The organism is Sandarakinorhabdus sp. DWP1-3-1 (genome assembly GCF_049896705.1).
In the GTDB taxonomy this organism is placed as follows: domain Bacteria; phylum Pseudomonadota; class Alphaproteobacteria; order Sphingomonadales; family Sphingomonadaceae; genus Sandarakinorhabdus.
Genome location: NZ_JAFCUV010000003.1, coordinates 73,361 through 89,379, shown reverse-complemented (window position 1 = coordinate 89,379; position 16,019 = coordinate 73,361). Strand labels below are relative to the sequence as shown.

Here is a 16,019-nt window from a genome sequence, read left to right as displayed (position 1 = left end):
TTATATAGTGTGCCTGATCGAAGGGGAGACACGAGATGCTGGAATTCGAACGGCCTGAATTGACCGAGCTCAAGCCGCGGATCACCGTCATCGGCGTTGGCGGCGCCGGCTGCAACGCGGTCACCAACATGATCAATGCCGATCTTCAGGGCGTTGAATTCATTGTGGCCAATACGGATGCGCAATCATTGGCCAGCAGCAAGGCGCCGACGCGCATCCAGCTGGGCATGAAGATCACGCAGGGCCTGGGGGCAGGCGCGCGTCCCGAGATCGGCCGTGCCGCCGCCGAGGAAACCCTCGACCAGCTCGAATCGAGCCTCGAAGGCGCGCACATGTGCTTCATCGCCGCCGGCATGGGCGGCGGTACCGGCACCGGTGCAGCCCCCGTCGTCGCCCGTGCCGCCCGTGAAAAGGGCATCCTGACCGTCGGTGTCGTGACGAAGCCCTTCACCTTCGAAGGTTCGAAGCGCATGCGCGCCGCCGAGGAAGGCATCGCCGAACTGCAGAAGGTCGTCGACACCCTCATCATCATCCCCAACCAGAACCTGTTCCTGATCGCCAATGCCAACACGACCTTCAAGGAAGCGTTCGCGATGGCCGACCAGGTGCTGCACCAGGGCGTCCGCGGCATCACCGACCTGATGATCATGCCGGGTCTCATCAACCTCGATTTCGCCGACATCCGCACTGTCATGTCCGAAATGGGCAAGGCGATGATGGGCACCGGCGAGGCGACCGGCGAACGCCGCGCCATCGAAGCCGCCGAAAAGGCCATCGCCAACCCGCTGCTCGACGAAGTCAGCATGCGCGGCGCCAAGGGTGTCATCATCAACATCACCGGCGGCGACGACCTGCGGCTGATGGAAGTCGACGAGGCCGCCACGCACATCCGCGACATGGTCGATCCCGACGCCAACATCATCGTCGGCTCGGCCTTTAACAAGGATCTCGACGGCGTCATGCGCGTCTCGGTCGTCGCCACCGGCATCGACGCCGCGGCGCGTGCGGCAGTCGTGCCGCAGCGGCCGCGTGCCGCTGCCGGCTTCGGTGGCCAGCCGAGCATCTTCGCGCCCCAGCCGGTCACCGCCCCCGTCATCGCCCCGGTGGCGCCGAAGCCCGTCGCGGTGCAGCCCGCCGTCGAAACGACGCCTGTCGTCGCCGATGCGCTGGCCGAGATGGATGCCGACCTGCCCGAAGCGACGATCGACGAGGAGATCGACCTCGCCGATGCCGAGCGCATCGACGCGCCGGTGCCGCTCGACACCTTCCGCTTCACGCCCACCGACGCTCCGGTAGCCGTCGCGCCGCCGCAGCCGCCGGCGCCGATGCACCCGCCGGTCGAAGAGGAACGCGCGCCGACCCTGTTCGAAAAGATGATGAACCTGTCGCGGGGACCAAAGCCAAAGCCGGCCCCGACGGCCACGCTGGCGCCCGAACCCGTCCCCGGTGCCCCCGAGGTCGACATCCCGCCGTTCTTCAAGCGGCAGGTCAACAACTGATCCGCGACCGGCCCGCGCTGCAAAGGCAGTGCGGGCCGTCGGGCCCCGTGGCGATCAGGCCGTTGCCGGCCCCCGCCAGCGCTGGCGCAGCCGCAATGACACGCTGACCAGCAGCACCAGAACCGGAACCTCGACCAGCGGGCCGATCACCGCCGCAAAGGCGACCGGCGATGCGAGGCCGAAGCTTGCGATGGCGACCGCGATCGCCAGTTCGAAATTGTTGCCCGCAGCGGTGAAGGCGATCGCCGTCGTCCGCGGATAGTCGCCGGCGACCAGCCTCCCGAGCGCAAAGCTGATGCCGAACTGGATCAGGAAATACAGCGTCAGTGGCACGGCGATGCGCAGCGCGTCGAACGGCAGTCGCACGATGTCGCCGCCTTTCAGGCTGAACATCGCGGCGATCGTGAACAACAGCGCCAGCAGCGTGATCGGCGCGATCCGCGGCAGAAAACGCGCTTCATACCAGTCGCGCCCGCGCCGCGCCGCCAGCACGCGCCGGGTCAGGTAGCCGGCCAGGAACGGAATGCCGAGGTAGAGCGCCACCGCCTCGGCGATGGTCCAGAAGCCGACATCGATGACGCTGCCCTGCAGGCCGACAAGCGGGGGCAGCACGGTCAGGAAAAACCAGGCATAGGTGCTGAAGAACAGGATCTGGAAGATCGAGTTGAACGCCACCAGGCCGGCGACATATTGATTGTCACCCCGGGCCAGCTGGTTCCAGACCAGCACCATGGCGATGCACCGGGCGAGGCCGATCAGGATCAGGCCGGTCATGTATTCGGGCTGGTCGCGCAGGAAGACGACGGCAAGGCCGAACATCAGCACCGGACCGATGATCCAGTTCTGCAGCAGCGACAGCGCCAGCACCCGCCGGTCGGCAAAGACCAGCGGCAGCTCCTCATAGCGCACCCGGGCGAGCGGCGGATACATCATCAGGATCAGGCCGATGGCAATCGGCACGTTGGTGGTGCCGATGCGTATCGCCTCGAGCGCGCCGGGCAGGGCCGGAAAGCCGGTACCCAGCCCGATGCCGAGCGCCATGGCGGCAAAGATCCACAAGGTGAGCCAGCGGTCGAGGAACGACAGCCGCGCCGGCGCGTCCGTCATCCGAGGCTCCGCTGCATGTAGACGACATCGAGCCGGCGGCCGAACTTCAGGCCGACATCGACCAGCCGCCCGGCCTCGCGAAAACCGCAGGCGGCGTGCAGCCCGATCGATCCGACATTGGCGACGCCATCGCCGATGACGGCGATCATCTGGTCGAAACCGGCGCCGTGGGCCGCGCTGCACAGCGCCGTCAGCAATGCCCTGCCGACGCCGGTGCGGTGCTGGTCGGCAGCGACATAGATGGTGTTCTCGCAGGTGCGGGCATAGGCCGGGCGATCGCGGAACTGCATCGCATAGGCATAGCCGACGATGCCGCCGCCGTGCGTCGCGACCAGCCAGGGCCAGTCGGCGGCGACGACGCGGGCGATGCGCGCCGCCATCGCGGCGAGATCGGGGGCTTCGGTCTCGAAGGTGGCGGTGCCGCGCAGCACCTCGGGCGCATAGATGGCGGCGATGGCGGCGGCGTCGGCCGGGGTGGCGGCGCGGATCATGCCGGGCGCCGCACGATTTCCCCGTCCTCCTTGGTGAAATCTGTTGGCAATGGCACCTCGAGTACCGCGAGCACCCGCTCCGACGGCCGCGCCAGCACGGTGCCGCGCGGGCCGATGACGACCGGACGGTTGATCAGGATCGGGTGGGCCGCCATTGCCGCCAATATGGTCGCGTCATCGGCGCCGACCAGCCCGAGCGCTTCGGCCGGCGTGCCCTTGGTCCGCATCAGCGCCGTCGCGCCGCCGACCGCCGCCGCGACGCGCGCAAGTTCCGCCGCCGGCGGCACGTCCTGCTGGTAGTCGATCACCACCGGCTCCACCCCCGTGGCGCGGATCATCGTCAGGGTGTTGCGCGAGGTGCCGCACTCGGGATTGTGCCAGATGGTGACGGTCATCCGCAGCATCCCGTTGCCGGCGCTGGCGCCAACGCCGGCGCGCAACAGGCGCCGACGGCCGCGTGTGCCGACGACGCCAGCCGGGCCAGCGCCGGCGCGTTGCCATAATCCGACGTGACGCCGCTGGTGAGGAACGTTTCCCAGACAACGCCTTGCGGGTCGCTGATCCAGGCCTTGGTCGACTGCGCATAGCAGCAGGTCGTCGCGCCCTCGTCGAGCACCGGGCCCTCCGCCTGCGCCAGCCGCGCCGCCATCTCGGCGAGCTCTTCGGCATCCTCGGCCTGGATGCCGAGATGCTCGATGCCGCGCCCGGCATGACCCGCGGAAATGGCAAAATTCACCCGCGGGTCGTCGAGCATCCATTTGGCATAATCGGCCTCGACCACCGTCGGCGGCGCGGCGAACAGCGTCGAATAGAAGGTGATCGAGGTGGCCAGGTCGTCGACCCCGACATGGACGTGCAGGCGTTTCATGCGGCGCTCCTGGTCTCGGCGGGCGCACAGGCGCCGCCGCTGCAGCAGTTTTCGGTGAGGAAATCGACCAGTCCGTGCATGGCCGTGAAATCGGCGGCATAGCAGAGCGAGCGGCCACGACGTTCGGCCCGAACCAGCCCGACGCGCTTGAGATGCGCAAGATGGAACGACAGCGACGATGGCGGCAGGCCGAGGTCGGCGGCGATGTCCCCCGCGGCACGGCCGTCGGGGCCGGCGACTACCAGCAGGCGGAACACCGCCAGCCGGTGCGATTGCGCCAGCGCCGCCAGCCGATCGACCGCCAGATCGTGATTCGTTTCCATAATTCCAGTATTATCGAATCATCGGCCGGCGCGCGTCAAGTGCGGAAAGGGGCCACCGGATTGTCGACAGGATTTACACTTCGTGCAGCTACCACGCGCGGCTGTTCGCCACATTCGGCTCATTTCAGAAGCTTAACGAAATGTTGCGATCTGGCATGATGATTGCATGCTGCGCTGCAAGGCGCGTTGTAGGGTGCCGGTCGCGTCAAGCCACTGCAAAAATCGGGGATTATCCATGATCAAGATTCTGACCGGCGTCGTCGCGCTCGCCGCGCTTGCTGGTGCCGCGCCGGCCGCGGCGAACCTGCTCGTCAACGGCAATTTCGAAGCGTCCACCAGCCAGACCAGCACACCGACAGGCTGGACCAACATCGGCCACACGGAGGGCGTCATCAGCTACGCTTCCTTCGGAACGCCGGCGTATGACGGTGACTATTATTACGACATCGGCGGCTACGGCGGCGCGACGCCGGCTCCCGGGGAAGGCATCAGCCAGACCGTCACCACCGTTCCCACGGCGCTCTATACGCTGACTTTCGGTTTCAGCGGCGAGAACACCGCAGGCGTCTCGACCGTCCTCGACGTGCTGATCGGCTCGCAGCTGAGCCAGTTCACGATCGTCGGTGACGGCAGCGGCGTCTTCAAAAAGCCGTTCCAGACGACGTCGATCAACTATCTCGCCACCGGCGCATCGACGACGATCAGCTTCACCATCGCGTCGAGCACGGCATTCGGCTTCAACGATCCGCTGATCGACGGTGTCAGCTTCGCACTGGCGGGTCCGGGCAGCACCGTCCCCGAACCCGCAAGCTGGGCGATGCTGATCGCCGGCTTCGGCCTCGTCGGCGCCGCCGCGCGCCGTCGCCGGGTCGCCGTCGCCGCCTGACACGCCTGTTCAATCTGAGGGGCGGGAGCCAGTTCCCGCCCCTCGGGTCCATAAGTTGACGACCTAGCGCTTGACCATGGTTTGCCCGGCGCGGCATCACCTGCCCACACCAAGCAGGGATAGCATCATGGCCGGACCACTCAGCGGACTGCGCATCATCGAACTCGCCGGCATCGGGCCGGGGCCGTTCGCGGCGATGATGCTGGCCGACCATGGCGCTGAGGTGATCCGAATCGATCGGCCCGGCGCCCGCATCGATGCGCGCGACCCGCTGCTGCGTTCCCGCCGCCTCATCGGCCTCGACCTGAAGTCGCCGGAGGGCAAGGCCAAGGTCCGCGAACTGGTGACATCCGCCGATGGCCTGATCGAGGGCTTTCGCCCCGGCGTGACCGAACGCCTCGGCCTCGGCCCCGACGTGCTGCTCGCCGACAATCCGCGGCTGGTCTATGGCCGCATGACCGGCTGGGGCCAGACGGGCCCCTATGCCCAGGCCGCCGGCCACGACATCAACTATATCGCGCTGGCCGGCGCGCTGCACACCTATGGACGCGCCGGTGAAAAGCCGACGCCGCCGATCAACATGGTCGGCGATTTCGGCGGCGGCGGCATGATGCTGGCGTTCGGCATGGTCAGTGCGCTGCTGCATGCGCAGAAAACCGGGCAGGGCCAGGTCATCGACACCGCCATGACCGACGGCGCCGCCGTGCTGATGAGCATGATCTGGGGGTTCCGCGCCAACGGCATCTGGTCCGACGATCGCGGCACCAATCTGCTCGATACCGGCGCCCACATGTACGACACCTACGAAACCGGCGACGGCAAGTGGCTCTCCATCGGCAGCCTGGAGCCGCAATTCTATGCCGAACTGCGCCGCCTCGCCGGCCTTGCCGAGGACAAGGATTTCGACGCGCAGATGGACCGGGCGCAATGGGGGCCATTGAAGGACAGGTTGACGGCGCTGTTCCTAACGAAATCGCGCGACGAATGGTGCGCGCTGATGGAAATGACCGACGTCTGCTTCGCCCCGGTGCTCAGCATGGCGGAGGCGCCGACGCATCCTCACAACGCCGCGCGCGGGACATTCATCGAGGTCGGCGGTGTCATGCAGCCGGCCCCGGCGCCGCGCTATTCGGTGACCGCGACCGACACGCCGCGGATGACGACAGGCTTCGACACCGAATTGTGAACTACGCCACCGATCCGGCATCATCGCGCGGCCGCCGCCACCCGGAGCCGGCCTCGGCGACACGGACCGTGTTCCAGCGCGACCGCGACCGCATCGTCCATTCGGGCGCCTTTCGCCGGCTGCGGTACAAGACCCAGGTGTTCGTCGCCCCCGACGGCGACCATTTCCGCGTGCGCCTGACCCACAGCCTCGAGGTCGCGCAGATCGCCCGCAGCATCGCGCGCGCGCTCGGCCTCGACGAAGACCTTACCGAGGCGCTGGCGCTGGCGCATGATCTCGGCCATCCGCCGTTCGGCCACAGCGGCGAGGATGCCCTGGCGGCGGCGCTGGCGCCCTATGGCGGCTTCGACCACAATGCCCAGACGCTGCGCATCGTGACGAAACTGGAAAACCGCTATCCGGGCTGGGACGGCCTCAACCTCAGCTGGGAAACGTTGGAGGGGCTGGCCAAGCACAATGGCCCGATTCATTTGCCGACCTGGGCGATGGTCGAGGCCGATGCCGGCTTCCCGCTCGATCTTGCCAGCCATGCGGGGCTGGAGGCGCAGGTCGCGGCGCTCGCCGACGACATCGCCTATGACAATCACGACCTCGACGACGGCATCCGCGCCGGGCTGTTCACGGTCGAGGAACTGGTTGCCGAGGTGCCGTTCACCGCGGCAAGCTGGGCGACCGTCACCGCGCGCTGGCCGGGCATCACCGCCCGCCGCCGGCTGGTGCCCGAACTCGTCCGCGACCAGATCGGCCGCATGGTCGACGACCTGCTCGCCGAAACGCGGGCGCGCCTCGCCGCGGCGGCGCCGCAATCGGCCGCCGATGCTCGCGCCGCTGGCCGGCCGCTGGTGGCGCTGTCGCCGGCGCTGGTCGCCGAGACCCGCGCGCTCAAGGCCTTTCTGCGCGCCCGCATGTATCGCCACCCGCGCGTCGCGGCGCTGCGCGACCCGTCGCAACTGGTCGTGGCCGGGCTGTTCGGCGCGCTGCACGCCGATCCGGCCGCGATGCCGGGCGACTGGGGCGCCGGCACGCCGGCTTCCGAACCCGACCGCGCCCGCCACGTCGCCGATTTCATCGCCGGCATGACCGATCGCTACGCACTGAAGACCTTTGAACGACTGATCGGCCCGTCGCCGCTGCCGTCCGACATCGCCATCTGAGGGGAAGACAATGACCGAAATCCATGGCCACACCGACCCGCGCTTTGCCGGCGTGCGCGACGCCTTTGCCGGCAATTTCGTGCCCGGCCGCCCCGATGGCGGCGACATCGGCGCGAGCGTCTGCGTCACCCTGGCCGGCGAAACCGTCGTCGATCTCTGGGCCGGCCATGCCGATCCGGCGCGGCAGCGGGTCTGGCAGCGCGACACCATCGTCAACGTCTATTCGACGACCAAGACGATGACGGCGCTGACCGCGCTGCTGCTCGCCGACCGCGGCGAACTCGTGTTCGAAAAGCCGGTGGCGCATTACTGGCCGGAATTCGCCGCGGCCGGCAAGGCGGAGGTCACCGTTGCCCAGCTGATGTCGCACAGCGCCGGCCTGTCGGGCTTCAAGGAGACCGTCAGCAAGGACGAATTGTACGATTGGGACAGGATCACCCGGCTGCTGGCGGCCCAGGAACCCTATTGGGCGCCCGGTACCGCCCCCGGCTATCACGCCATTACCCAGGGCTATCTGGTCGGTGAAGTCGTCCGCCGCATCACCGGGCGGTCACTCGGCACCGTCTTCCGCACCGAAATCGCCGAGCCGCTGGGTGCCGATTTCCACATCGGCCTGCCGGCGAGCGAGGACCATCGCGTCGCCGAGCTGAACCCGCCGCCCAAGGGCGGCACCATCGCCGATGTCACCGACCGGCCGCTGACCGCCAACATGGCCAACAACCCGGCAGTCAACCCGCGCGAAACCGTCACCCGCGAATGGCGCGGCGCCGAGATCCCGGCCGCCAACGGCCATGGCAATGCGCGCTCGGTGGCGGAAATCCAGACCCTGCTCGCCAACGGCGGCGTGTCGAAGGGCAAGCGCATCCTGAGCGAAGCCGGCGTCCGCCGCGCGCTGGAGCCGCAGATCGCCGGCGAGGACCTCGTGCTGGGCATCCCGGTCGCCTATGGCCTCGGCTATGGCCTGCCCGGCGGGTCGTTGCCGCTGCCCAACCCCAACAGTTGCTTCTGGGGCGGCTATGGCGGCTCCATCGTCATCGTCGACATGGATGCCCGGCTGTGCATCGCTTATGCGATGAACAACATGGCCTCGACCACCGTCGGCGACCTGCGCGCCTTCGGCCTCGCCATGGCGAGCTGGCAGGCCGTCACCGCATGATCGTCACGGCGCTCGCGCTGCTGCTGGCCACTCCGGCGGCGGCGGACAGCCAGACCCGCGCGTTCGCCGCCGGCTACAAGGCGGCGTTCCTGTGCTCCGGGGTGTTCAATGCCGGCCAGACACCCGGGCAAGTCGCCGCCGACGACCTGACCGGCATCTATCCCGAATACCAGGCGCTGGTCGGCGACCTGCCCTACGCGCTCGATCGCGTCCGTCACACCGTCAGCGTCCGCTACGACCCGGCGCTGCCGCCCCGCGTCGCCGCCTGGCGGCCGCTGCTCGGCTGCAGCCAGCTGCCGATCGGCGCGAGCGACCCCCGCATCCTGCCACGCCTGACGCCGGATTTCCGCCCGCCGAGCTTGGCCAAAGTCGATGCGGCGCGCTGGCCGCTCGGCGACGCCGGCGCGACCTTGCGCTTGCCGCGCTATCAATCGGCACCGCTCAACCGCGTCGTCGCCGAAGCCTTCACGCCCAAATTCGGCGGCGACAACGGCGGCAAGCCGTCGACGACCGCGGTCATCATCCTCAAGAACGGCCGCATCGTCGCCGAACGCTACCGCGCCGGCTATGGTCGTCACACGCCGCAGCGGACCTGGTCGGTGGCGAAAAGCCTGGCCGCCACGCTGGTCGGCCGCGGCGTGCAACTGGGCCGCATCGACGTCACCGCCCCCGCCGCCATCCCGCAATGGCAGGGCCGGGGCGACCCGCGCCGCGCCATCACCACCGAACAGCTGCTGCGCATGAATTCGGGCCTCGCCGCCGGGCCCGCCGGCAACCGCACCGATGCCGTCTATGTCGGCGGCGACACGGTGACGCGAACCGCGGCGCAGATGCCGCCCGAACGGCCACCGGGCACGCATTTCAACTATGCCAACAACGACATCATGCTGGCGGCACTGGCGCTGGAAACCGGGCTGGAGCGCCGTGCCAAGGGCTCGGCGCTCGGCTTTCCGTTCACCGAACTGCTATGGCCGCTCGGCATGACGCGGACGACGCCCGAAACCGACTGGCAGGGCCATTTCGTACTGTCGAGCCAGGTCTGGATGACCGCGCGGGACCTGGCGCGGCTGGCGATCCTGTATGAAAACAACGGCAAGGCGGGCGGCCGCCAGCTGCTGCCGCCGGGCTGGCGACGCCTCGTATCGACGCCGGCGGGGGCCCAGCCGACGCCGGTGGTGCCGGGGCGCGGCGGCTATGGTGCCGGCTTCTGGCTGTTCGGCAAGACCGACGACATGCCGGAGGGCAGCTATGCGATGCTCGGCAATCGCGGCCAGTTCGCGCTGATCATCCCGACGCGGCACATCATCGTCATCCGTCGCGGCTTCGACGCGCCGGGCCAGAATTTCGATGCCCTGGCATTTTCAAGGGCCGTGCTGCACACGCTGAAATAACGCGCTCAGGCGCGTTCGAGCAGGTCCGCCGTCGACAGGCCCAGCTGTTCGATGCGCGCCTGGACGCGCGGCCATTCCTCGGTGATGAACTGTTCGCGTTCCTGCGCCAGCAGCGTCCGCGCCGCGCCGTCGGCGGCGAACAGGCCGACGCCCTTGCGCGCGATGACCAGGCCACCGGCCTGCAGGTCGTGATAGGCCTTGGCGACGGTCAGCGGATTGACCCCGGCCTCCGCCGCCAGCGACCGCACCGAAGGCAGCAGGGCGCCGTCACCCGAATCCAGGATGCGCGAGATGATGACATCGCGAATCTGGCGGTAGATGGGACGGTCGGTCGAGTACATGGTGTCTTATGGCAATGGGACAGTCCGGCGTCAAGCTGCTTGCCTCCGCGACGGACCGGCCTGTATCAGGCGGCATTGCCCAAGGGGGATTTTCGTCATGCGTCGCGTCGCCACCATCCTGCTGCTGATTTCCCCGCTGGCACCGGTTCAGGCGCAGAGTGCGGCCGAACTGGCGCGCTGCGTCGCCATCGCCCGCGATGCCGATCGGCTGGCCTGCTACGATACCGCCCTTGCCAATTCCTCGCCGGAAGCGCGCGCCGCCAGCGAAGTCCGCGCCCGCGAAAGTGCCCGCATCGCCGCCGAGGAAGCCGTCGCCGCCGCCGCCGCCGCCAAGGCCAGCGCCGAGGCCGAAGCCAAGGCGCGTCGCGAGGCCTTCGGCGCCGAGGCTGTCGCCAGCCGGCCCGACCGCTTCAAGCCCAGGGCCGACGAGATCCGGGAAGTCGAGGCCGGCGTTGCCGAATTGCTGACCAACCGGTCGGGCCTCGGTGTCTTCCTCCTCGACAACGGCCAGTTGTGGCGCCAGGCCGATACGCAGAGCCTGCCCAATGTCCGCGTCGGCGACCGCGTCAAGATCAGCAAGACCACGCTCGGCGGCTATAACATGACGTTCCTGAAGCAAAAGCGCGCCGCACTGGTCAAGCGGGTGCGCTGACGTTCGGCCCGGGCGGGGCAGCGGGCCAGTGCCGCCGCCACGACATCAATGCTAGATAAGCCACAGCGACTGCAGCTCGCGCACCATGCCGACCGGCAGCGCCGCTCCGTCCCCTGCGACATCGCCATCGGCCGGGGCATCCTTCGGCCCCAGATAGCGCCAGCCCTGATGGGCACGGCGCGGCACCGGCGCCACCGACACCGGGCCGGGCTGCAGCCCGATGCGGCATTTGACCCCCCACGGCGTCGTCACCATGTCGAGCGCCAGGATCGTCTGCCGCGCGACGATGCGGTGCCTGATGATCCAGAACATCGATCCGCCGATCAGCTCCGGCGCGCGCTTGGGCATGAAGCGCGTCAGCGAGCAGGCGTCGTCGCCCCAGCGCTCGCGCTGCAACCGCGCCAGCGTCTCGATATCCGGGCAGCCGACGGCAACCTTCGTCAGGTGCAGCGTCACCCCAGCCGCCCGACGCCGACCAGTGTCGCAAGGCCCAGGAAGACGAAGAAGCCCATGATATCGGTGCACATCGTCACGAACACCGCCGACGATACCGCCGGGTCGACGCCGGCGCGCTCCAGCCCCAGCGGGATCATCATGCCGGCCAGCCCGGCGACGAGATTGTTGATCAGCATCGCCGATCCGATGACGACGCCGAGCAGGGGGCTGTGGAAGATCGTGCCGACGCCGATGCCGATCAGCACCGCCAGCGTCGCGCCGTTGAGCAGCGAGATCCGCACCTCGCGCAGCACCGCGCGCCGGGCATTGGCATCGGTCAGCTGGTTCGTCGCCAGCGCGCGCACCGCCACCGCCATCGTCTGGGTGCCGGCATTGCCGCCCATCGAGGCGACGATCGGCATCAGCGCCGCCAGCGTCACCATCTGGGCAATGGTGCCTTCGAAGGCGCTGATCACCATTGCCGCCAGCACCGCGGTGCCGAGGTTGACGAGCAGCCAGACGACGCGGACCTTGAACGTGTCGAATACCGGCTCGTTGATGTCGCCATCGCCGGCGCCGGACAGCTTCAGCGCGTCCTCGCCGGCCTCCTCCTGGATGATGTGGACGATATCGTCGACGGTGATGACACCCACCAGGCGCCCGTTGCCGTCGACCACGGCGGCCGAGATCAGCGCATATTTCTGGAACTGCAGCGCCACCTCTTCCTGGTCCATGTCGACCGGGATCAGCGTCTGTTCGCGCTGCATGACATCGGTCACGGCGATATCGGGCGGCGTCGTCAGCAGCCAGGACAGGCGCATCGTGCCGACCGGCCGGCGCTCGGCATCGATGACGAAGATTTCCCAGAAATCGGTCGCCGGGTCGATGGTGGCGCGAACCTGGTCGATGACCTGGCCGACGCTGACGTCGGTGTTCACCGCGACCAGCTCGCGCTGCATCAGGCGGCCGGCGGTTTCCTCGGCATAGTTCAGTGCCGCCTCGATATCGGCGCGGTCGGACGGTGTCAGCGCGTCGAGCACCTCGCGCTGCTCGTCGTCCTCCAGGTCCTCGATCAGCGCGACGGCATCATCGGTGTCGAGCTGGGTGACGAGATCGGCGACCTCGCCGACCGACATGGCGGCGAGCACATCGTCACGCACATAATCGTCGAGCTCGGCGATGACGTCGGCGTCGAGCGCCTCGCCGATGGCGCGCGCCAGCCGGGCGCGATAATCCTCGGGCACCAGCGCGAACAGGTCGGCGATGTCGGCGGGATGCAGCGGCGCCACCAGCGTGCGCGCGGTCTCGTCGTTGCCGGTGTCGAGCGCGTCGATGACGTCCTCGACATAGGCGCGCGTCAGCCGCCCTTCTTCCAGGGCCTCGCGCGGGATGTCCGCGTCCGGGTAAAGGGTGGGCTCGACCATGAACGGCTTATAGCGGCACGGGGCGGGAGCGCCAGCGCAAGGCCGTGCCCCATCTGTCGCAGCCGCCGGAAGCCGCCGGTCAGGCGAGCAGCGGCGCGCCCGGCAGCAGCAGCCCGGGCAGCACGGCAATGCCCAGCGAGACGAGGCCGGCGACCGTCGCCAGCAGGACCTGGGCGGCGCGCTCGATCGCCGGCGACGGGTGCCGCAAGGCCCGTGCCGCCGCGGCCAGCTCGTCGCCGAGCGCCTTGCCATGGGCCGTCCACATCCGGCCCTGATCGGAATCGAGCATCATGGGAATTCTCCTCGTCCGCGGATGATGTCCGCTGCATGGCCGGAATGTCGCCGATCGTTGTCCGCGGCGCCAACCAAAGTCTCGACAGCAGTAATAAGGTCGCCTTATGCTCCGGCCATGCGCCAGCTGCCGCCGCTCGCCGCCGTCCGGGTCTTCGAGGCCGCGGCTCGTCACGGCAATTTCACCCGCGCCGCCGCCGAGCTCGGCATGACCCAGGCCGCCGTCAGCTACCAGGTCCGCCTGCTCGAGGAGCGGCTGGGCACACCGCTGTTCCGCCGCGACAAGGGCCGGGTGACGCTGACCGAGGCCGGGCAGCGCGCCGCCCCGCTCGTCAGCGGCGCGTTCGACACGATGGACGACGCCTTTGCCGCGGCGCGGCGCCAGACCGAGGCGGTGCTGACCATCAGCGCCGCCAATACCTTTGCCGCCAACTGGCTGGCGCCGCGGCTCGGCGGCTTCCAGCTGCGCCACCCGGAGCTTGCGGTCCGGCTCGACGCGAGCGATCAACTGGTCGATTTCGCGCGCGATCCTGCCGATGTCGGGGTGCGCTCGACGCGGGAGGTGCCGCCCGGCCTCCATGGCGTGCGGCTGTTCGCCAGCGAATTCACGCCGATGGCCAGCCCGGCCTTCCTCGCCCGCTATCCGTTGCTGGCCCCGGCCGACCTGCTCGGCGTACCGCGGCTGACACCCGGCGACGGCTGGTGGCAATTGTGGTTCGACGCCGCCGGCGTGCCGGCCGGCAACAGCAACCGTGCCGGGCTGCAGCTCGATTCGCAGGTCGTCGAGGGCGCGGCCGCCCTGGCAGCGCAGGGCGTGGCGCTGCTCAACGCCCGCATGTGGACCCGCGAGCTCGCCGAGGGCCGGCTGGTGGCGCCGTTCCCGCTGGTGGCGACGGCGGGATCGAGTTTCTGGCTGGTCTGCCCCGAAAGCCGCCGCAATCAGCCGCGGGTCCGCCAGTTCCGCGAGTGGCTGCTGGCGGAGGTCGCAGCGGCCGAACGCCTACAGACGGTCGCGCAGCAATAGCCAGGCAGCACGTTTTCGATCGAACGGCATCGCCGCATGTGCCGGGCTACTCGAGGGCAGGCGCAGCAGTTCCAGCTCCGTGCCGGCCAGCAGCGGCGCTCCCAGCCGCCAGGCCGTCGCGCCGTTGAACGCGACTGTTCGCAAGGCCGGCAAGGACGCTGCCAGCTTGGCCAGATCATTGGCCTCGACGTCGCGGATGGCACTGTCGAGACTGCCCGGCCGCCGCGCCGCGCCGACAACATCCCATAGCCCGATGCCCGCCGCCGCGAGCGCCGCCAGCCGCACGGGATAGGGCAGGGCGACGAGGTCGGCATCGATCACCGCGCCGACCAGCGGCCAGAAGCCGTTGCGCGGATGGGCATAATATTGCTGCGCCGCCAGCGACGCCTGGCCGGGCAGGCTGCCGAGGATGAGCAGTCGCGTGCCCGGCCCCGCCGCCGCCCCGAACGAGCGATCCAGGTTCAATCGCGCAAGCCGCCGGCGATATCCACCGGGCCATAGGGCAGCACCGGGGTCGACTGCCATTGCGTCACCAGCCGCCGGAACGCCTCGCCGACGGGGCGGATGTTGCGGTCGAGATCATAGAGCCCGAGCGGGTTCGCCCGGTCGTTCTTTTCGCGCAGTGCGGTATCCCAGTCGATCTGGTCGGTCAGCGAATACCAGGTCATGCCGCAGATCGGGATGCCGTCGTGGCGCAGTTGCTGGATATTGGCCCAGGTCTTCCACAGCCAGTTCGCGGCCTCGTTGCCATTGGCGCCCTGGTGCAGGTTGGTCTCGGTGTGCATGATCGGCAGGCGATAGCGCTCGTGATAGCTGCGGCAGACGGTGCCGTAACCGAACACCTCGCCGGCGCCGCGGCGCACGCCCGGGGCGACGAGCAGCTGCTCGTTGGTGACGTAATAGTCATGGCCGACGATCATGTGCTCGGTAAAATCGACGCTGCGCAGCCGGGCATACTCCTCACCGCTCATGCCGTTGTCGCGCAGATAGGCGTACATGCCGGCCGAAATCCGTTCCCCGCAGATGAGGTCGAGGCTGAGGAAGCGGCGCTCGTTGAACATCTCGGCCTCGGCGGTGAGGTCCGGCGCATTGGCATGGGTGTGTTCCGACGATTCGGCATGGATGAAGATGGCGCGCGGCTGCACTTCCAATATCGCTTCCATGGCGATCTGGCAGGCGAGGGTGACGTTCTTCAGCGCGCCGACAAAGCCCTGGTGGCTGGTCATCCGCTCGTTCCACCAGCCGAAATAGCCCGAAAATTCCGCCGTGATGTACATCTCGTTGACCGGCGTATAGAGGCGGATCCATGGGTAGCGGGCGGCAAAGGCCCGGGCGTATTCGCCGAACAGCGCCGGCCAGTCGCCGTTCTGGAAATTGCCGATCCAGTCGGGCACGCCGAAATGGCACAGGTCGATGATCGCGATGATTCCCATGTCGCGGAGCACCGGCAGCACCTCGTCGGTAAAGCTCCAGTCGTACTGCCCCGGCCCAAGGTGCATGCGGTAATAGGGCGGGCCATAGCGCAGATGGGTGGCACCGACGGCGCGGGTCAGCTCGAAATCCTCGCGCCAGTGGGTGTAGTGCCCGCACTCCTCCATCTGGTCGCGGCGCAGCGGGCCATCGGGCGTGTCGATCATCGGCGTGCTGCACTCGATGCCGGTGGCAAAGACGAACTGGGCCTTGGCGGGATGGGCGATACGGCGCGGGCTGTAGAAATCCGTCAATTCGGCAGGCAAGGCTGGCTCCTTCGCGCCCCGGCAGGGACTAGAGGAACCCGGCGCCGCGGGACGG

General features: G+C 68.6%; 19 protein-coding genes. 8 read left to right on the top strand and 11 right to left on the bottom strand.

Annotated elements, in window-relative coordinates; all coding sequences use genetic code 11:
* Positions 1-35: 35 nt before the first annotated feature.
* On the top strand, positions 36-1,499 hold the full coding sequence (ftsZ, locus tag ACP7AI_RS14155) for a cell division protein FtsZ (protein WP_426168605.1): 1,464 nt from the start codon (positions 36-38) through the stop codon (positions 1,497-1,499).
* Positions 1,500-1,553: 54 nt separating this feature from the next.
* Here ftsZ and arsB read toward each other — a convergent pair whose 3' ends face one another.
* The 5 genes from arsB to ACP7AI_RS14130 are packed head-to-tail and all read right to left on the bottom strand — an operon-like array spanning position 1,554 to position 4,288.
* A complete protein-coding gene (gene arsB / locus ACP7AI_RS14150) occupies positions 1,554-2,606 on the bottom strand; it encodes an ACR3 family arsenite efflux transporter (protein ID WP_426168602.1) in 1,053 nt (350 codons plus the stop codon).
* Positions 2,603-3,097: a GNAT family N-acetyltransferase gene (locus tag ACP7AI_RS14145; protein ID WP_426168600.1), complete on the bottom strand. Its 495-nt coding sequence runs from the start codon at positions 3,095-3,097 to the stop codon at positions 2,603-2,605. Before ACP7AI_RS14145 ends, arsB begins: the two co-directional genes overlap by 4 nt.
* On the bottom strand, positions 3,094-3,492 hold the full coding sequence (locus ACP7AI_RS14140; protein ID WP_426168597.1) for an ArsC/Spx/MgsR family protein: 399 nt from the start codon (positions 3,490-3,492) through the stop codon (positions 3,094-3,096). The genes ACP7AI_RS14145 and ACP7AI_RS14140 overlap by 4 nt, the downstream gene beginning before the upstream one ends.
* Positions 3,489-3,965 carry an ArsI/CadI family heavy metal resistance metalloenzyme gene (locus ACP7AI_RS14135; RefSeq protein ID WP_426168594.1) on the bottom strand — a complete coding sequence of 159 codons (477 nt, stop codon included), beginning with the start codon at positions 3,963-3,965 and terminating at the stop codon, positions 3,489-3,491. Before ACP7AI_RS14135 ends, ACP7AI_RS14140 begins: the two co-directional genes overlap by 4 nt.
* Positions 3,962-4,288, bottom strand: coding sequence for an ArsR/SmtB family transcription factor (locus ACP7AI_RS14130; protein WP_426168591.1), 327 nt, complete (start codon positions 4,286-4,288; stop codon positions 3,962-3,964). The genes ACP7AI_RS14135 and ACP7AI_RS14130 overlap by 4 nt, the downstream gene beginning before the upstream one ends.
* Positions 4,289-4,523: 235 nt before the next feature.
* On the opposite strand from ACP7AI_RS14130, the gene ACP7AI_RS14125 reads away from it, so the two are divergent.
* The 5 genes from ACP7AI_RS14125 to ACP7AI_RS14105 all read left to right on the top strand — a co-directional run bounded on the left by ACP7AI_RS14125 (position 4,524) and on the right by ACP7AI_RS14105 (position 10,061).
* Positions 4,524-5,174 carry a PEPxxWA-CTERM sorting domain-containing protein gene (locus ACP7AI_RS14125; protein ID WP_426168589.1) on the top strand — a complete coding sequence of 217 codons (651 nt, stop codon included), beginning with the start codon at positions 4,524-4,526 and terminating at the stop codon, positions 5,172-5,174.
* A gap of 127 nt (positions 5,175-5,301) precedes the next feature.
* Positions 5,302-6,360, top strand: coding sequence for a CaiB/BaiF CoA transferase family protein (locus ACP7AI_RS14120; RefSeq protein WP_426168587.1), 1,059 nt, complete (start codon positions 5,302-5,304; stop codon positions 6,358-6,360).
* On the top strand, positions 6,354-7,514 hold the full coding sequence (locus tag ACP7AI_RS14115) for a deoxyguanosinetriphosphate triphosphohydrolase (protein WP_426170134.1): 1,161 nt from the start codon (positions 6,354-6,356) through the stop codon (positions 7,512-7,514). Before ACP7AI_RS14120 ends, ACP7AI_RS14115 begins: the two co-directional genes overlap by 7 nt.
* 10 nt (positions 7,515-7,524) lie before the next feature.
* On the top strand, positions 7,525-8,670 hold the full coding sequence (locus tag ACP7AI_RS14110; RefSeq protein ID WP_426168586.1) for a serine hydrolase domain-containing protein: 1,146 nt from the start codon (positions 7,525-7,527) through the stop codon (positions 8,668-8,670).
* The gene (locus tag ACP7AI_RS14105; RefSeq protein ID WP_426168584.1) at positions 8,667-10,061 is read left to right on the top strand and encodes a serine hydrolase domain-containing protein; all 1,395 of its coding nucleotides are present in this window, start codon (positions 8,667-8,669) and stop codon (positions 10,059-10,061) included. The genes ACP7AI_RS14110 and ACP7AI_RS14105 overlap by 4 nt, the downstream gene beginning before the upstream one ends.
* A 5-nt stretch (positions 10,062-10,066) precedes the next feature.
* Here the strand turns inward: ACP7AI_RS14105 and ACP7AI_RS14100 are convergent, their stop codons facing one another.
* Positions 10,067-10,402, bottom strand: a complete 336-nt coding sequence (locus ACP7AI_RS14100; protein WP_426168582.1) for a GntR family transcriptional regulator — start codon at positions 10,400-10,402, stop codon at positions 10,067-10,069.
* A gap of 97 nt (positions 10,403-10,499) precedes the next feature.
* On the opposite strand from ACP7AI_RS14100, the gene ACP7AI_RS14095 reads away from it, so the two are divergent.
* The gene (locus ACP7AI_RS14095) at positions 10,500-11,054 is read left to right on the top strand and encodes a hypothetical protein (protein WP_426168580.1); all 555 of its coding nucleotides are present in this window, start codon (positions 10,500-10,502) and stop codon (positions 11,052-11,054) included.
* 51 nt (positions 11,055-11,105) lie between these two features.
* On the opposite strand, the gene ACP7AI_RS14090 is transcribed toward ACP7AI_RS14095, so the two are convergent.
* The 3 genes from ACP7AI_RS14090 to ACP7AI_RS14080 form a co-directional block, all read right to left on the bottom strand.
* The gene (locus ACP7AI_RS14090; protein ID WP_426168578.1) at positions 11,106-11,510 is read right to left on the bottom strand and encodes a DUF1489 family protein; all 405 of its coding nucleotides are present in this window, start codon (positions 11,508-11,510) and stop codon (positions 11,106-11,108) included.
* Positions 11,507-12,913: a magnesium transporter gene (mgtE, locus tag ACP7AI_RS14085; protein ID WP_426168575.1), complete on the bottom strand. Its 1,407-nt coding sequence runs from the start codon at positions 12,911-12,913 to the stop codon at positions 11,507-11,509. Before mgtE ends, ACP7AI_RS14090 begins: the two co-directional genes overlap by 4 nt.
* A gap of 79 nt (positions 12,914-12,992) precedes the next feature.
* Complete coding sequence (locus ACP7AI_RS14080; RefSeq protein WP_426168572.1) at positions 12,993-13,205, bottom strand: hypothetical protein; 213 nt, start codon at positions 13,203-13,205, stop codon at positions 12,993-12,995.
* A gap of 117 nt (positions 13,206-13,322) precedes the next feature.
* On the opposite strand from ACP7AI_RS14080, the gene gcvA reads away from it, so the two are divergent.
* Positions 13,323-14,228 (top strand): transcriptional regulator GcvA, encoded by a 906-nt coding sequence (gene gcvA, locus ACP7AI_RS14075; protein WP_426168569.1) that lies wholly within the window; start codon positions 13,323-13,325, stop codon positions 14,226-14,228.
* Here gcvA and ACP7AI_RS14070 read toward each other — a convergent pair.
* Together ACP7AI_RS14070 and ACP7AI_RS14065 are read right to left on the bottom strand one after the other, a co-directional pair.
* On the bottom strand, positions 14,205-14,693 hold the full coding sequence (locus ACP7AI_RS14070; protein ID WP_426168567.1) for a DNA-deoxyinosine glycosylase: 489 nt from the start codon (positions 14,691-14,693) through the stop codon (positions 14,205-14,207). The genes gcvA and ACP7AI_RS14070 overlap by 24 nt on opposite strands.
* Positions 14,690-15,964: a family 1 glycosylhydrolase gene (locus ACP7AI_RS14065; protein ID WP_426168565.1), complete on the bottom strand. Its 1,275-nt coding sequence runs from the start codon at positions 15,962-15,964 to the stop codon at positions 14,690-14,692. The genes ACP7AI_RS14070 and ACP7AI_RS14065 overlap by 4 nt, the downstream gene beginning before the upstream one ends.
* Positions 15,965-16,019: the final 55 nt, after the last annotated feature.

Bases quoted from the DNA above. Each gene is read 5' to 3' on its own strand.
- mgtE (WP_426168575.1), bottom strand. From the start codon at position 12,913: ATGGTCGAGCCCACCCTTTACCCGGACGCGGACATCCCGCGCGAGGCC.
- ACP7AI_RS14140 (WP_426168597.1), bottom strand. From the start codon at position 3,492: ATGACCGTCACCATCTGGCACAATCCCGAGTGCGGCACCTCGCGCAAC.
- ACP7AI_RS14110 (WP_426168586.1), top strand. From the start codon at position 7,525: ATGACCGAAATCCATGGCCACACCGACCCGCGCTTTGCCGGCGTGCGC.
- ACP7AI_RS14145 (WP_426168600.1), bottom strand. From the start codon at position 3,097: ATGATCCGCGCCGCCACCCCGGCCGACGCCGCCGCCATCGCCGCCATC.
- ACP7AI_RS14135 (WP_426168594.1), bottom strand. From the start codon at position 3,965: ATGAAACGCCTGCACGTCCATGTCGGGGTCGACGACCTGGCCACCTCG.
- ACP7AI_RS14130 (WP_426168591.1), bottom strand. From the start codon at position 4,288: ATGGAAACGAATCACGATCTGGCGGTCGATCGGCTGGCGGCGCTGGCG.
- ACP7AI_RS14095 (WP_426168580.1), top strand. From the start codon at position 10,500: ATGCGTCGCGTCGCCACCATCCTGCTGCTGATTTCCCCGCTGGCACCG.
- ACP7AI_RS14105 (WP_426168584.1), top strand. From the start codon at position 8,667: ATGATCGTCACGGCGCTCGCGCTGCTGCTGGCCACTCCGGCGGCGGCG.
- ACP7AI_RS14100 (WP_426168582.1), bottom strand. From the start codon at position 10,402: ATGTACTCGACCGACCGTCCCATCTACCGCCAGATTCGCGATGTCATC.
- ACP7AI_RS14120 (WP_426168587.1), top strand. From the start codon at position 5,302: ATGGCCGGACCACTCAGCGGACTGCGCATCATCGAACTCGCCGGCATC.
- ACP7AI_RS14125 (WP_426168589.1), top strand. From the start codon at position 4,524: ATGATCAAGATTCTGACCGGCGTCGTCGCGCTCGCCGCGCTTGCTGGT.
- ftsZ (WP_426168605.1), top strand. From the start codon at position 36: ATGCTGGAATTCGAACGGCCTGAATTGACCGAGCTCAAGCCGCGGATC.
- ACP7AI_RS14080 (WP_426168572.1), bottom strand. From the start codon at position 13,205: ATGATGCTCGATTCCGATCAGGGCCGGATGTGGACGGCCCATGGCAAG.
- arsB (WP_426168602.1), bottom strand. From the start codon at position 2,606: ATGACGGACGCGCCGGCGCGGCTGTCGTTCCTCGACCGCTGGCTCACC.
- gcvA (WP_426168569.1), top strand. From the start codon at position 13,323: ATGCGCCAGCTGCCGCCGCTCGCCGCCGTCCGGGTCTTCGAGGCCGCG.